This window comes from Azoarcus sp. CIB, from assembly GCF_001190925.1.
Taxonomy (GTDB): domain Bacteria; phylum Pseudomonadota; class Gammaproteobacteria; order Burkholderiales; family Rhodocyclaceae; genus Aromatoleum.
In genome coordinates, this window is record NZ_CP011072.1 from 4,863,368 (window position 1) to 4,877,837 (window position 14,470).

Below are 14,470 nucleotides of genomic sequence, written 5' to 3' on the forward strand. Positions count from 1 at the left end.
AACGATCACTTTAGCCGATCCGCGGGGCCGCTGTCAGGCCGTCGGCGCGGGGCGGTTGGCGATCCAGATGCCGGTACCGACGAACACCAGCGCAAGCCAGATCGCCGGGGTCATGGCCTCGCCGAGCACGACGACGCCCGCCAGCACGCCCATCACCGGAGTGAGGAAGGAAAACGAAGACAGGCGCGTCGCCGGGTACTGCGAGATCAGCCAGAACCACGCGAGGTAGCTCGCCGCCGCGACGATCACGGTCTGAAAGGCGAAGGCCGTCCACACGCGCGCGTCGGCGGCGAACACGCCCGCCTCGCCGAGGGCGAGCGACAGCAGCGTCAGCGTCAGCGCCGAGACGCCGAGCTGGTACAGCAGCGTCTTCTCCGCCGACGCGCGCGCGAGCGGACTCAGCTTCACCGTGAGCGTCGTCGCGGCCCACGCCACCGCCGCACCCAGCATCATCAGGTCGCCGATCCAGGCCTTTCCGGACGGCTCGAGCAGGCCCTCGCCGAACAGCACCAGTACGCCCGCGAACGCCAGCCCCATGCCAATCCACTGCGCACGGCGCATGTGCTCGTGCGGCAGCAGCCGCACTGCCCCGAGTGCCACCATGAAGGGCGCGGTGTAGAGGAAGATCACGCCGCGCGAGGCGGTGGTGTACTGCAGCGCGGCGAAGATCAGCGCGAACTCGGCGGCGAACAGCAGGCCGGCGATCACGCCGGGCGCGAGCGTGCCGTCGGGCTCCACGAGCCTCACCCCGCGCAGGCGCGCCCACAGCAGGATCAGCACCGTCGCACCGGCCGAGCGCCAGCCGGCCTGCCACAGCGGCGAGATGCCGACGTTGGTGATCTTGATCGCCGCCTGTTGCAGGCCCCAGATCGTGCACAGCACGACCATCATCGAGATCGCGAGGCGATCGAGATGGGGGCGCAGCGGCGGCATCAGTCGACGACCGTGACGGGCGCCGTGCCGGACGGGAACTGCAGGCGCGCGCGCAGCTCGCGCGTGACCTCGATGTGCCCATTGGCGGCGACGCGCAGCGCGTGGTCGATGCCGTAGCGGCGCGTGTATTGGCGCCAGTTGTCGCCGGCAATGAAGGGCGGCTTGCTCGCGGCGTCGGACAACGTGCCGGCCCCTTCGCGCGGGGTCACGAGCACGCTCATGGACTGCGTCGCCTCGGCGGGCCCGCCGCTGCGCGGGTCGAGCAGATGCGAGTAGCGCTTGCCGTCGAGTTCGAAGTAACGCTGGTAGTCGCCCGAGGTGCCGATCGCCTCGCCGTCGTAGAGCGGCAGCGTCGCCAGCGGTTGCGGCTCGCGCGGGTGCTGCAGGCCGATGCGCCACGGGCTATCGCCCTTCTTGCCCAGCGCCAGGACGTTGCCGCCGATGTTGATGAGCGCGTTCTCGATGCCCTTCGCGCGCAGGATCGCCGCCGCGCGGTCGAGCGCGTAGCCCTTGGCATAGCCGCCGAGGTCGAGCTTCACCGCCGGATTGCGGCTTTCGACCTGATTGCCGTTGATGACGAGGTCGGACATGCGCGGCGCCGCGTCCAGCACCGCCCGCAACGCGGCGGGGTCGGGGCGGCGCGGCACGAACTCGTCGGCCTGGAAGCCCCACATCTCGATCAGCGCACCCATCGCGGGATTGAACAGGTTGTCACCCAAGTCCGCCAGCCGGCCCGCGTCCGTCAGCATGGCCGCGAGTTCGCTCGACACGGTCACGACCTCGCCGCGCGCGATCGCGTCGTTCAGCACGGTCAGCTCGGACGGCTGCCACGCATGGTAGGCGCGATGCAGGCGGTCGAACTCACGCAGCACCTCGGCCATCGCCGCCTCGGCCGTCTCGCGCGTCTCGCCATACACGGTCACGTCGACGCGCGTGCCGAACACGTAGGCCTCCTGCTTGTGCAGTTCGGCATTGGTGCACGCCGTCAGCACTGCTGCGCACAGCAGGGCCGTCAGGACGGTAGCGGCATGCCGCAGCGCCTCGCGCACGTTCATCGGGCGCAGGCCTCCTCGAGCATGTCGACGAGCAGCGCGGCGACCGAAAAGCCGCTCTGCTCGGCGATCTCGACGAAGCAGGTGGGGCTCGTGACGTTGATCTCGGTGAGCTGGCCGCCGATCATGTCCAACCCCACGATCAGCAGCCCGCGCCCCCACAGCACCGGCGCCAGGTACGCCGCGACCTCGCGTTCGCGCTCGGTGAGCGGCATCGCGACGCCGCGCCCGCCCGCGGCGAGGTTGCCGCGCGTCTCGCCGGCCTTGGGGATGCGCGCGAGCGAATACGGCACGACCTCGCCACCGACGATCAGCACGCGCTTGTCGCCTTCGGCGATCTGCGGCAGGAAGCGCTGCGCCATGATCGTGCGGACGCCCTCGTGCGTGAGCGTCTCGACGATCACGTTGCGGTTCGGGTCGTCGGCGCGCACGCGGAAGATCTGGCTGCCGCCCATGCCGTCGAGCGGCTTCAGGATCACGTCGCCGAGTTCGTCGATGAAGGCATGCACGTCGGCGCCGTCGCGCGCGATCAGCGTGGTGGGAGCGAACTGCGGGAATTCGCAGATCGCAAGCTTCTCCGAATGGTCGCGGATCGCGCGCGGGTCGTTGAACACGCGCGCACCGGCCGCGACCGCGCGCTCGAGCATCCAGGTCGCAGTCACGTACTCGAAGTCGAAGGGCGGATCCTGGCGCATCAGCACCGCGTCGAAGGCCGTGAGCGGCAGCACCGCCTCCTCGCCGGGAACGTACCACGCGTGGTCGTCAGCGGTCGGGCGGATCGCCAACGCACGCGCCGACACGACGCCATCACGCCAGGTCAGCGCCTCGCGCCGGATCGCGAACACCTCGTGCCCGCGTGCGTGGGCCTCGCGCATCATCGCGATGCTCGAATCCTTGTAGGCCTTCAGGCGGTCGAGCGGGTCGACGATGAAGGCGATCCTGAGACGGTCGGTCATGGGCGCACTTTACGCGACGTCCGCTTCGGCCGGTTCGGTCTCCTCGATCTCGACCGAGGCCGCGAGCAGCGCGAGGCGCGCGACCACGCCGTAGGCGTAGAAGCGGTTCGGCGCGGCATCCGGCGCCTGGCGGCAGTCGGGCAGCGAGCAGCAGGTCTGGAACGCCAGCGGCTTGAAGTGCATGCCCGGCGCGTTGAGGTTCTCGTCGCGGCCGCGTTCGGTATGCACGCGGTAGAAACCGCCGACGACGAAGCGGTCCATCATGTACACGACCGGCTCGGCGACCGCGTCATCGACCGTCTCGAAGGTATGCACGCCTTCCTGGATGATCACTTCCTGCACCTGCAGGCCTTCCTTCACGACGCTCATCTTGTTGCGCTGGCGCCGGTTCAGCCCGATCACCTCGGAGGCGTCGCGCACCGTCATCACGCCCATGCCGTAGGTGCCCGCGTCGGCCTTGACGACCACGAAGGGCGTCTCGTCGACGCCGTGCTCCTTGTATTTCGCGCGGATGCGCGTGAGCAGGCTGTCGACCTCGGCCGCGAGGCTTTCCTCGCCGGTGCGCTCCTGGAAGTTGATCTGGCTGCACGCGCCGAATTCGGGGTTGATGCGCCACGGGTCGATGCCGATCACCTCGCCGAACTCGCGCGCGACGCGGTCATAGGCCGCGGCATGGCGTGTTTTGCGCCGCGTGTGCCAGCCGGCGTGCAGCGGCGGGATCAGCCATTGCTCGTCCAGGCCTGTGAGGATAGCCGGCGTGCCGCCCGACAGGTCGTTGTTGAGCAGGACCGCGCAAGGATTGAAGCCGGCGACTCCGACGCGGTTGCCGGTGCGCAGCAGCGGCTCCAGCGTCAGCGTGCCGCCGTTGGCGAGTTCCAGCGTCGTCGGCGCGGTGATCTCGGGCAGCAGCGAGCCCACCCGCACCTCGAGGCCGGTGAGCTGCAGCACGGACACGAGCTTGGCGACGTTCTGCAGGTAGAACTGGTTGCGCGTGTGGTTCTCGGGGATCAGCAGCAGCTGGCGCGCGTCCGGGCAGATGCGCTCGATCGCGTCCTGCGCGGCCTGCACGCACAGCGGCATGAACACGTCGTTGATGTTGTTCCAGCCGCCGGGGAAGAGGTTGAGGTCGACCGGCGCGAGCTTGAAGCCCGAATTGCGCAGATCGGTCGAGGCGTAGAAGGGCGGCATATGGTCCTGCCACTGCACGCGCATCCAGCGCTCGATCTCCGTGGCATGGCCGAGGAAGTGCTTCTCCAGCTCCAGCAGCGGACCGGTGAGGGCCGTCGTAAGGTGAGGAACCATGGAAATTTTCCCGTAATGGATGCCGCCGGCGAGGCACGCCAACGGCAATGGATTTGTCCGAATACTACAACACCCTATCCTCGCTGGGATTCAGACCGCGGCAAAGGCGCGAAAGTGCTCGGGCAGGGGCGCATTTTCGAGGCTGCGTTGGGTGAACAGGTAACGCCCATCGCACACGAAACCGAGGTCGCCCCAGTCGACGGCGTTGAGCGCGTCGCGAAAGGCCGCGAGATCGATGTCCTCGCGGCGCGGAAACACCGCCAGCACGGAGCCGTCGTAGTGCCGGCAGTCGTGCAGGAAGAAGGGCTGCGCCTGGCGCGTACGTCCATTCACATACACCCGCGGTCGCGCCGACTGGAAATAGCTGCGCCCCCAGTGCCACCAGTTGCGTTCGTCGAAGGAATTCACGCGCCGCGCGATCAAGCGCGCCTTGTGCGGCAACAGCGCCGCGGGCGGCGGATCGGCGGGCTCCACCCACAGCATGCGCCGCGTGTGGCCGGTCTTCACCGTCGCCGAGCACACGAAGTCGCGGTTGCCGGCGAGCACGTCCGCATAGAGATCGTCCGCTCCCGACACCGCGCCGACCTTCACGAAGGCGACGTCCGACAGCCGCAGCGGGTAGTCGCCGCGCGCGAACATCAGGTGGCCGGCGCACTCGACGAGGTGGCGCGTCTGCCATGCCGGCGCCGCGAGCGCATCGGCGAGGCGGTCCGCGACGCCGATCTCCGCGTAGCGCACGTTGCGCTCGAAGTTGTCCTTCTCGAAGCGCCAGATCAGACAGTTCGGCACCGCATCGTCGAACACGCGCGCGTCGCCGAGTTCGATCGCGTCGGTGATCGTGCCGCCCGCCATCATCAGGCGGTTGAGTTTCACCGCCGAAGTCACCTTGAGGAAGTCGCGCGGCGTGATGAAGATCAGCTCGCCGCCCGGCGCGAGGTGGCGCAGGCACTTTTCGATGAAGAACAGATACAGGTTGGAGCGCCCGTCGAAATGCTCGTCGTGCAGCAGCGCGCGCGTCGCCGCCGGGATGTCCTGGAAGCGCACGTAGGGCGGATTGCCGATGATGGTGTCGAAACGCTCGCTTGCCGGATACGCGAAGAAATCGATGTTCGTCGCGCCGGGCGGGCAGTGCGCGCCGTCGTACTCGATGCCGACCGCGCCCGGCAGGTGGCGCAGGAAGGCGCCGTCGCCGCAGGACGGCTCCAGCACGCGCCCGTGCTTGCGACGCAGCGCGAGCATCGTGCGCACGACCGCCTCGGGCGTGAACACCTGGCCGAGCACGGCGACGTCGCGCGGGTGCGCGGGGGCATTTGCGTTCATGTCAGGCTGCATTCGGGGCGATGGGGGAGGACGTGCGCGCAGCGGAACGGAGGGAAGCGCTTCGGCATGGAGCGACAGAGAGGCCCTGAGCGGATGGCGCGGAAGATATACCGCGCGCGCGCCGCACGCAAATCGGCGGCGCGCCTCGAGCGGGAGGCCAATTGCGTCGGCATTTTTTACACACCGGGATCAATTCCTGCCTCTCTGCATAACATTACGTTTTAAATACAGCCACATGCAGAATGCGGCACGAATAATGCACCGAAATGGGGCAGATAGCTCCGCCATTTCGGGAAGTGCCGCCACATCATGCCAATGCTCGCCAAACTCACGCGCTACGCACTCGCGTCCGCCCTCATCGCGACCTTGCCCCCTGCCCAGGCGCAGCTGGCCACGGACGCGGAGAGCCTCGCGGGCTATGCGGGGATTGCGACGCTGACGGTGACGCGCGCCGGTCCGACGCGCTCGTCGACCGAGTCGGGCACCGTTTCCGGCCTCGAAGCGGGAACCACGTTCTCCATTGCATGGACGGCGGCAGGCCCCTATGCCGGCCCGGTCGACGACGCGACGGGTTTGCCGCTGTACGCGATCGACTTCGGATCGGTACTGCCAGGCTACGCGCCGACCAGCCTCGGCAGGCATGTTTTCGACCTCTCGCTCGCTGCAGCCGATCTCGACGTGGATGATCTCGACCTCGCCGGACCGTCGGGCGGAGATCTGCTCGAGCTCGCCGCGCTCCTCGCGGCCGAACACGAGCACGCCGCATGGACGGACGAAGCGAAGCAGGGAATCTTCACCGCGAGCTACCAGTTGATCCTGTTCGACATGCCGGCCGGGCTGCTCACCACGCAGGTCACGGCCGTCGATGACATCAGCGTCGCCGCGGTCCCGGAACCCGGCGTTCTCGCACTCATCGGCATCGCCCTCGTCGGCATCGGACTGAGTCGGCGGCGCCGCTGAAAGGTGCCGCAGCAGCGCCCGTCGCGACACTGGCGCGAACCTGGCGACGTCTTACCGCGTCGAACGGCGGATGTGGCGTGACAATACACGCTGCCGGGTGCCCCACCATTCGCGCCATCGCCAACTTTCCGGATCTTCACCATGTCGCTTTCCCCAGCGGAAGTCGCAGAGTTGCGGCATGCCCGCGAACTCCTCGAACACCCCGGCCTCGCCGCACGCATCAGCGATGCCCTCGGCTCACCGATCGAGCGCGGTTTCGAGATGCTGCCCAAACGCTGGAACGCCGCCGTGACCAGCGCGACGCACAAGGCCATCGCAACCGCCCTCGACGTCGCACTGCGCACCCTGGACCACGAGCGCACCGACGCCCCCGCAAACCGCTGGCACAAGCTCGCCGTCGGCACGACCGGCGCGGCCGGCGGCGCCTTAGGGCTCGCGGCGCTCGCGATCGAACTGCCCGTATCGACGACGATCATGCTGCGCTCGATCGCCGACATCGCACGTAGCGAAGGCGAAGACCTGCGTGACCTCGACACACGCCTGCAATGCCTGCAGGTGCTTGCGCTGGGCGGCCGCGCCGCCGGCGACGACGCCGCCGAAACCGCCTACTTCGCCGCCCGCGCCGCGATGGCGAAGGCGGTGTCGGAGGCCGCACGCTACCTCGCGCAGCAGGGCGCCGTGCAGCACGGCGCACCGGCCATCGTGCGCCTGATCGCGCAGGTCGCCTCGCGCTTTTCGATCACCGTGTCGCAGAAGGTCGCGGCGCAGGCCGTGCCCGTGCTCGGCGCCGTCGGCGGCGCGCTGGTCAACACGGTCTTCATCGGCCACTTCCAGGACATGGCGCGCGGGCACTTCGTCGTGCGGCGGCTGGAACGCCGTCACGGTGCGGAAGAGGTGCGGCGCGTCTATGACGAGATTGCGAGCCGCCGGTGAGGCCCTGGATCGCCGTCCGGACGAGTACCGAACCCGAGGCGGGCCTCCACATCCCGTGACGCACGCGGCGCGCGTAAGATGCCCGCATTCACCGCCGGCCGGCCCCGGGGCTGCCGGCAACGAGGAGAGAACACCGTGGTCCTGCGCATTGTCCGCCTGGGTACGCCGCGTGCAGCCGACGAGGGCCTGCGCATCGGCACCGTGCGGCGCCCGCCGCGCGGCGTGCCGAAGGCCGAGTTCGCGTCGCAGAACTGGTACGACGTGTGGTATCCGAACCTTGCGCCCAGCCTGGAGACGATGAAGCTCGCGCAACAGGCGCAGTCCGCCGCCGAGTGGCAGGCCTTCGTGAAGCGCTACCGCGCCGAGATGTCGACGTCCGACAACAGCCGCTCGCTCGACGTGCTGGCCGCGCTGTCGCACCAGACGAACTTCTCGGTCGGCTGCTACTGCGCCGACGAGGCGCACTGCCACCGCTCGGTGTTGCGCACGCTGCTTGCCGAGCACGGCGCTGCGATCGCTGCGACCGCGCCTGAAACGCGCAGCGAGATATGAACCTCGGGGGTGATGCCCCGCCGCTCACTGAACGGCGGGGCTGAGGCCGGAATCAGCGGTGGCAGATCGGGTCCGGATTACTGTCCCGATCGCCATTGGCGCTGCCGCTGAAGATCGGCGTGCCCAGCAACAGCAGGCCGGCAACGTGCGGGGCCGCCATCGACGTTCCCGACATCGTCGTCACGCCCCCGCCATTGCGCGTCGACACGATACTGACGCCCGGCGCGGCGCAGTCGACGGGCGGATTGCCGTAATTCGAGAACCACGCGAACGTGTCGGTCGAGTCGATCGCCGACACCGTGTAGATGTTGTCGCCGCTGGCGCTGGCCGGCGAATACCCCGCCGCGTCGGCGCTCTCGTTGCCTGCCGCGAGCGCGAACCGGATGCCTTTCGCTGCAGCCCTTACGACTGCGTTGTTGAGCGTCGCGCTGTATCCCCCGCCCAGGCTCATGTTGGCGACGTCACCCGATTTCCCGTTTGCCGCCACGTAGTCGATCCCCTTGATCACGCCGGAGTAGCTCCCTGATCCGTTGTTGTCGAGCACGCGCACCGCGACCAGCGTCGCCCCGGCGGCAACGCCGACGACGTCGCAACCGTTGTCGAGTGCACCGATCGTGCCAGCGACATGGGTACCGTGGCCGTTGCCGTCGTCCGCCGAGGTCTTGCGCAGCAGGAAGCTCTTGCTATTGGTGCGATCCACGATGAGATCGGGATGTTCGAAGTCGATGCCGGTATCGATGACCCACGCTTTGGGCCCGACCGGTGCAGGCTCCCCTCCGCCTACCCGCGTAATACCCCACGGCTTCTGCGGCGCGGTACAGGGATAGGCCGCGGCCGCGCCCGGCTTGCCGAAGGCGTAGGCGATGGCGTCGGGTTCGTAGGACTCGATCAGCGGATTGGCCGCAAGCATGCGCGCGGCGGCCTCGTCGGGCATCTTCGCCGCAAAGCCCTTGATCGACGCAGCGTAGATGTGGGTAACCCTGCCGCCCGCCCCCACCGCGAGTGCGTTGGCGTGACGCCCCACCTCGCTCGCGGGAACATCGTCGCGCAGCACGAAGATGAAGCTGTTCCGCACTTCTTCGCGCACTTCCACCGATACGCCGAGATTCCCCGGCTGCGTCTGGGCCGCGACACCGGCGGGCAAACCGGCAAGACTGCCGATCACGGTCGCCGCAAGTATTCCGTTCCTCATTTTCTGCTCCGATCTATGACTGGGCGGGGACGCCGCTCCGCATGGCACGCACGGATGCTTCCACAACACTGAAATCGTGGTCGCAATCACCGCCCTGCGCGAGCGAAATCCTTGCGATCATGCGGCGTTCCGCACGTCAGCGCAAACATTTTAATGTCATAATTTGTATGCATTGCGATACACCCTATCAGCATATCCTGGAGCGACAATGGACCGGCATATCCACTCGGCACAGAGCAAGGCGGAAGCGGCCTTCGACGGGGGGTTGTATTGCGCCGAAAGCGTGGTGCGGGCGCTCGTGGGCACGGCCGCGGACGCGGACCTGCTGACGCGCGCCGCCACGGGATTCTGCAGCGGCGTGGCGCGCACCTGCGGCCCCTGCGGCGCGCTGAGCGGCGCCATCATCGGCATCGGCCACGTGCTGGGCCGCGAGCACGCCGGCCAACCGGTCGCCGCCGCCTACGGCGCGGTGCAGGATCTGGTCGGCGAGTTCGAGCGCATCTTCGGCGCACGCGACTGCAAACGGCTGCTGGGCTGCGACCTGGGCAGCCCCGAAGGCCAGGCGTTCTTCCGCGAGCAGCAGCTGCAACGGCGCTGCCGCGAATTCACCGCAACCGCGGCCGAACTGGCGACCACCGCGATCGCCCGCCACCTGCCGGCGGCGGAGCCGTCCACATCCGATCGCGTCTCGGCATAGAGATCGCATAGCATCTTTGGCTGCAGCTAGAGTTTGTCGGACAATACCTTCACCCCTCGACTGCCCGGTTATTGGAAGCATCCGGGCATCCAGACCCGTGAAGATGCCCGCATTGACCGTAACGCCGGGCTTGAACTCATAGAAGCAGACAGAACATGCATTGGATCGCCCCCTCCGGAAAAGACGCCGCCACCGCCTCGCTCGAAAAGCGCCTGTGGGATGCCGCCGACCAGTTCCGCGCCAATTCCGGCCTCAAGGCGCAGGAATACTCCGGGCCCATTCTCGGCCTGATCTTCCTGCGCTTTGCCGAGGTGCGCTTCGCCATTCAGCGCACCAAGCTCGAAGCGGCCGGCGCCAGTTCCCGAGAATTTTCCAGACGAAGCAGCCGGGTCGATGAAACTGCCGCCTACCACGCCGAAGGCATCCTCTACCTTGCACCCGAAGCGCGTTTCGACTACCTGCTGACCCTGCCCGAGGTGTCCGACATCGGCGCCAAGGTCAACGCCGCGATGCGCGAGATCGAGAAGCACAACCCGCAGCTCGCTGGCGTGCTGCCCAAGACCTACAACCTGTTCACCAGCACCCTGCTCAAGGAACTGCTGAAGAAGGTGTCCGAGATTCCGGCCACGCTCGACTACGACGCCTTCGGCCGCATCTACGAATACTTCCTCGGCGCCTTCGCCATGACCGAGGGCCAGGGCGGCGGCGAGTTCTACACGCCCTCCAGCATCGTCAAGCTGTTGGCCGAAATCATCGAACCCTTTCACGGTCGCATCCTCGACCCCGCCTGCGGCTCCGGCGGCATGTTCGTGCAGTCGGCGCGCTTCGTCGCCGAGCACCAGAAGAACCCGGCCGCCGAACTCGCCATCTGCGGCGTCGAGAAGACCGACGAAACCGGCCGCCTGTGCCGCCTCAACCTCGCCGTGCATGGACTGGAAGGCGACATCAAACACGGCGGCAACATCAACAGCTACTACGACGACCCGCACAGCGCCACCGGGGCTTTCGACTTTGTCCTCGCCAATCCGCCCTTCAACGTCAATGCGGTAGACAAGGAACGGCTCAAGGACATGGTCGGCACCGGTCGCCGCTTCCCCTTCGGCCTGCCGCGCACCGACAACGCCAACTACCTGTGGATTCAGCTCTTCTACTCGGCGCTCAACGCCACTGGCCGCGCCGGCTTCGTCATGGCCAACTCGGCCTCCGATGCCCGCTCCAGCGAGCAGGAACTGCGGCAGAAGCTGATCGAGGCGCGGGCGGTGGATGTCATGGTCGCCGTCGGCCCCAACATGTTCTACACCGTCACGCTGCCCTGCACGTTGTGGTTCTTCGACAAGGGCAAGGCCAAGACCCCACGCGCCGACACCGTGCTTTTCATCGACGCCCGCCACATCTACCGGCAGGTCGATCGCGCCCACCGCGACTGGACCCCGACGCAGATCGGCTTCATCGCCAACCTCGTCCGCCTCTATCGCGGCGAGGCACTGGACACGACCGTCGGTGGCCCTGAGACAACGGCCAAGCTACGCGAAGTTTTCCCTCCCCTTCAAGGGGAGGGCCAGGGTGGGGATGGGTTGCCCGCCTATCGCGACGTGCCCGGCCTGTGCAAGGCCGCGACGCTGGCCGAGATCGAAGCGCAGGGCTGGTCGCTCAACCCCGGCCGCTACGTCGGCGTCGCGCCGGGCGAGGACGTGAGCGACGAGGACTTCAAGGAACAGCTCGAAACCCTGAACGAGGAACTGGAATCGCTGAACGCCCAAGCGCGTGAATTGGAGCAAACCATCGCCGTGAATGTGGCGGGAATTCTAGAGGCGTGAAAGTGGCCGAGTTTTCGCGTATTCCCGTCGGTGAGCTTGTTGCATCAGGCGAAGCTGAGTTGAAGACTGGCCCTTTCGGCACACAACTCAAAGCCAGCGATTACACGGAGAACGGTACTCCTGTCATCAATGTCCGCAATATCGGCTTCGGTAGCATCAAGGCCGACAAACTGGAGTTCATTTCCCCGTCAACACGCGACCGTCTTTCGTCCCACGTTCTCAAAAACGGGGACATTGTTTTCGGTCGGAAGGGCGCAGTGGAAAGGCATGTGTTCATCCGCCAAGAACAAAACGGGTGGTTTCAAGGCTCTGACGTAAGCGTCCGCCCATCACCGTCTTTCGTTGGTGACAGGGATCGCCCAGAGTGGTGCCCACCAAATTTCTGGTGGGGACCACTTTGGCCACGAATAGCATCACCCGGGTGACCCGCAAGGGGCGGCCGAACTACCCGATCGACTTCAAACGCCACCTTGCCGCGCTCGCCTGCGAGCCGGGGGTCTCGGTGGCTAAGCTCGCCCTCGAACACGGCATCAACGCGAACCTGCTGTTCAAATGGCGTCGTCACTACCGTGCCGGGTGGTTCGGCGAGCCGGGCCCGGCGCATCACGCGGCCCCTCGGCCGCGTGTGGGTGAAGCGCCGAAACTGCTGCCGGTGATGACCGTGTCGCCGACAGTCGGCCTGCAGTTGGCGTCGAAGAGCGTCAAGCCGGCAGCCGCGCTCGAGATCGTTATCGGCGGCGCGACCGTGCGGGTGCTCGGCGAGGTCAGTCGCGACGCACTGCGTACGGTCCTCGACTGTCTGGCCGAGCGGGCATGATTGGCTTGCCGGCAGGCACGCGCATCTGGCTTGTGGCCGGCGTGACCGACATGCGTCGCGGCATGGACGGTCTGGCGGCGATCGTGCAAGGGGCGCTCACTGAGAACCCGTTCTCCGGGCACGTCTTCATCTTCCGCGGGCGGCGGGGCGATCTCGTGAAACTGCTGTGGTGGAGCGGCGACGGGCTGTGCCTGTTCGCGAAGCGCCTCGAACGGGGGCGCTTCATCTGGCCGCAGGCGACCGCGGGGGCGGTGCATCTGACCGCAGCGCAGCTGTCGATGCTGCTCGAAGGCATCGACTGGCGTCGGCCCGAGCGGACCTGGCAGCCCGACTGCGCGGCCTGAAGATCGGAGCATGCCGCCCCCCGGAGGCTGTTCACACGCCACGGCATCGCGTAGACTCACGTCATGCACGCGACGACGCCCCTTCCCGATGACCAGGCTGTGCTCAAGGCCCTGGTGACGGCCCAGCAGGCCGAGATCGCGCGCCTGAACTTCATCATTGCCAAGCTGCGCCGGATGCAGTTCGGTCGCCGCTCGGAACAATTAGACGGCACGCTCGCCCAGCTCGAACTCGCCCTTGAGGGCATCGAGACTGCCCGGCGCGAAGCCGCTGCAGACGTCTCGCCGGACACGACCGCCGGCACAGCGTCGTCACCGAAACGCCCCGCCCGCAAACCCTTGCCCGATCACCTGCCGCGTGAGACGGTCGAGCATGCGCCCGCCGAAGGCGACTGCCCCGACTGCGGCAGCACCTTCGTGAAGCTCGGCGAGGACGTCTCGGAGATGCTCGAGTACGTGCCGGCCCACTTCAAGGTCATCCGGCACGTGCGCCCGAAGCTCGCCTGCTCGCGTTGCGAGTGCATCGTGCAGGCGACTGCACCCGCGCGGCCGATCGAACGCGGACTGCCCGGGCCGGCCTTGCTCGCGCATGTGCTGGTGGGCAAGTTCTGTGACCACCTGCCGTTGTATCGGCAGAGCGCCATCTATGCTCGCTCGGGCATCGAGCTCGACCGCTCGACGCTCGCCGACTGGGTCGGGCAATCGGCACAACTGCTCGCGCCCTTGGTCGAGGCGCTGCGCCGCTACGTGCTCGCCGCCGACAAGGTCCATGCCGACGACACCCCGCTGCCGGTGCTCGCGCCCGGCGAAGGACGGACCAAGACTGCCCGGTTATGGACTTACGTACGCGACGATCGCCCGGCGGGTAGCAATGACCCTCCGGCGGTGTGGTTCGCGTACTCGCCCAATCGCAAGGGCGAGCACCCGCAGCGCCATCTTCGCGCCTTCTGCGGCATCCTGCAGGCCGACGCCTATGCGGGTTTCAATGCGATTTATGCGACTGGGCAGGTGCAGGAAGCCGCTTGCTGGGCCCATCTGAGACGCAAGTTCTTCGATGTGCACCGGGCACAGGCTTCGCCGATCGCTGCCGAGGCGCTCGCGCGGATCGGTCAACTCTACGCGATCGAAGCGAGCGTCCGCGGCGAACTCCCGCCGATCCGCCGCGTGGTGCGGCAGGCCCAGGCGCGTCCATTACTGGAGGATTTGCGGGCTTGGTTGGAAGCGCAGAGCCGGCGCGTGTCGCGCAAGTCCGGCATCAGCGAGGCGATCCAGTACGGCCTGAACCACTGGCAGGCGCTCGTCCGCTACGCAGACGACGGTCGCATCGAAATCGACAACAATGCCGCCGAACGCGCCCTGCGCGCGGTGGCCTTGGGAAGAAAGAATTTCCTCTTCGGCGGTTCGGATGCCGGAGGCAATCGCGCGGCGACCCTCTACAGCCTGATCGGCACCGCCAAACTCAACGATCTCGACCCGGAAGCGTATCTACGCGACGTGCTGGCACGCATCGCCGAGCATCCGATCAACCGGATCGAAGACTTGCTGCCCTGGAATCTGGGCCGCGACCAATCCGACCCCCTGCGCAAGGCCGCCTGACC

At 67.3% G+C, this 14,470-nt stretch carries 14 protein-coding genes; 8 read left to right on the forward strand and 6 right to left on the reverse strand.

From position 1 onward, the window contains the following. Positions 1-33 precede the first annotated feature (33 nt). The 5 genes from AzCIB_RS21830 to AzCIB_RS21850 all read right to left on the reverse strand — a co-directional run bounded on the left by AzCIB_RS21830 (position 34) and on the right by AzCIB_RS21850 (position 5,563). Positions 34-933, reverse strand: a complete 900-nt coding sequence (locus AzCIB_RS21830) for a DMT family transporter (RefSeq protein WP_050417831.1) — start codon at positions 931-933, stop codon at positions 34-36. Then, positions 933-1,988 carry an FAD:protein FMN transferase gene (locus AzCIB_RS21835; protein ID WP_083447093.1) on the reverse strand — a complete coding sequence of 352 codons (1,056 nt, stop codon included), beginning with the start codon at positions 1,986-1,988 and terminating at the stop codon, positions 933-935. Before AzCIB_RS21835 ends, AzCIB_RS21830 begins: the two co-directional genes overlap by 1 nt. Continuing rightward, positions 1,985-2,941 (reverse strand): glutathione synthase, encoded by a 957-nt coding sequence (gene gshB / locus AzCIB_RS21840; RefSeq protein ID WP_050417832.1) that lies wholly within the window; start codon positions 2,939-2,941, stop codon positions 1,985-1,987. The genes AzCIB_RS21835 and gshB overlap by 4 nt, the downstream gene beginning before the upstream one ends. A 9-nt stretch (positions 2,942-2,950) precedes the next feature. After that, positions 2,951-4,243, reverse strand: coding sequence for a glutamate--cysteine ligase (gene gshA / locus AzCIB_RS21845; RefSeq protein WP_050417833.1), 1,293 nt, complete (start codon positions 4,241-4,243; stop codon positions 2,951-2,953). 90 nt (positions 4,244-4,333) lie between these two features. After that, positions 4,334-5,563 (reverse strand): Eco57I restriction-modification methylase domain-containing protein, encoded by a 1,230-nt coding sequence (locus AzCIB_RS21850; protein ID WP_050417834.1) that lies wholly within the window; start codon positions 5,561-5,563, stop codon positions 4,334-4,336. Positions 5,564-5,878: 315 nt separating this feature from the next. Between AzCIB_RS21850 and AzCIB_RS21855 the strand changes: the two genes are divergently transcribed. The 3 genes from AzCIB_RS21855 to AzCIB_RS21865 all read left to right on the forward strand — a co-directional run bounded on the left by AzCIB_RS21855 (position 5,879) and on the right by AzCIB_RS21865 (position 8,008). Next, a complete protein-coding gene (locus AzCIB_RS21855) occupies positions 5,879-6,523 on the forward strand; it encodes a PEP-CTERM sorting domain-containing protein (protein ID WP_050417835.1) in 645 nt (214 codons plus the stop codon). Positions 6,524-6,664: 141 nt separating this feature from the next. Beyond that, the gene (locus tag AzCIB_RS21860; protein ID WP_050417836.1) at positions 6,665-7,456 is read left to right on the forward strand and encodes an EcsC family protein; all 792 of its coding nucleotides are present in this window, start codon (positions 6,665-6,667) and stop codon (positions 7,454-7,456) included. A 135-nt stretch (positions 7,457-7,591) separates the two neighbouring features. Next, positions 7,592-8,008 carry a DUF488 domain-containing protein gene (locus tag AzCIB_RS21865; protein WP_050417837.1) on the forward strand — a complete coding sequence of 139 codons (417 nt, stop codon included), beginning with the start codon at positions 7,592-7,594 and terminating at the stop codon, positions 8,006-8,008. Positions 8,009-8,060: 52 nt separating this feature from the next. On the opposite strand, the gene AzCIB_RS21870 is transcribed toward AzCIB_RS21865, so the two are convergent. Beyond that, the gene (locus tag AzCIB_RS21870) at positions 8,061-9,200 is read right to left on the reverse strand and encodes a S8 family peptidase (RefSeq protein WP_050417838.1); all 1,140 of its coding nucleotides are present in this window, start codon (positions 9,198-9,200) and stop codon (positions 8,061-8,063) included. Between the two features lie 208 nt (positions 9,201-9,408). On the opposite strand from AzCIB_RS21870, the gene AzCIB_RS21875 reads away from it, so the two are divergent. The 5 genes from AzCIB_RS21875 (at position 9,409) to tnpC (ending at position 14,468) form a co-directional block, all read left to right on the forward strand. Next, positions 9,409-9,897: a C-GCAxxG-C-C family protein gene (locus tag AzCIB_RS21875; RefSeq protein WP_050417839.1), complete on the forward strand. Its 489-nt coding sequence runs from the start codon at positions 9,409-9,411 to the stop codon at positions 9,895-9,897. Between the two features lie 155 nt (positions 9,898-10,052). Further along, the gene (locus AzCIB_RS21880) at positions 10,053-11,714 is read left to right on the forward strand and encodes a type I restriction-modification system subunit M (RefSeq protein ID WP_050417840.1); all 1,662 of its coding nucleotides are present in this window, start codon (positions 10,053-10,055) and stop codon (positions 11,712-11,714) included. 397 nt (positions 11,715-12,111) lie between these two features. Then, positions 12,112-12,531 carry an IS66-like element accessory protein TnpA gene (gene tnpA, locus AzCIB_RS21885; RefSeq protein ID WP_083446906.1) on the forward strand — a complete coding sequence of 140 codons (420 nt, stop codon included), beginning with the start codon at positions 12,112-12,114 and terminating at the stop codon, positions 12,529-12,531. Beyond that, complete coding sequence (gene tnpB / locus AzCIB_RS21890; protein ID WP_050415268.1) at positions 12,528-12,875, forward strand: IS66 family insertion sequence element accessory protein TnpB; 348 nt, start codon at positions 12,528-12,530, stop codon at positions 12,873-12,875. Before tnpA ends, tnpB begins: the two co-directional genes overlap by 4 nt. Positions 12,876-12,938: 63 nt before the next feature. Next, complete coding sequence (gene tnpC / locus AzCIB_RS21895; RefSeq protein WP_050415269.1) at positions 12,939-14,468, forward strand: IS66 family transposase; 1,530 nt, start codon at positions 12,939-12,941, stop codon at positions 14,466-14,468. The last annotated feature ends 2 nt before the right edge of the window (positions 14,469-14,470 follow it).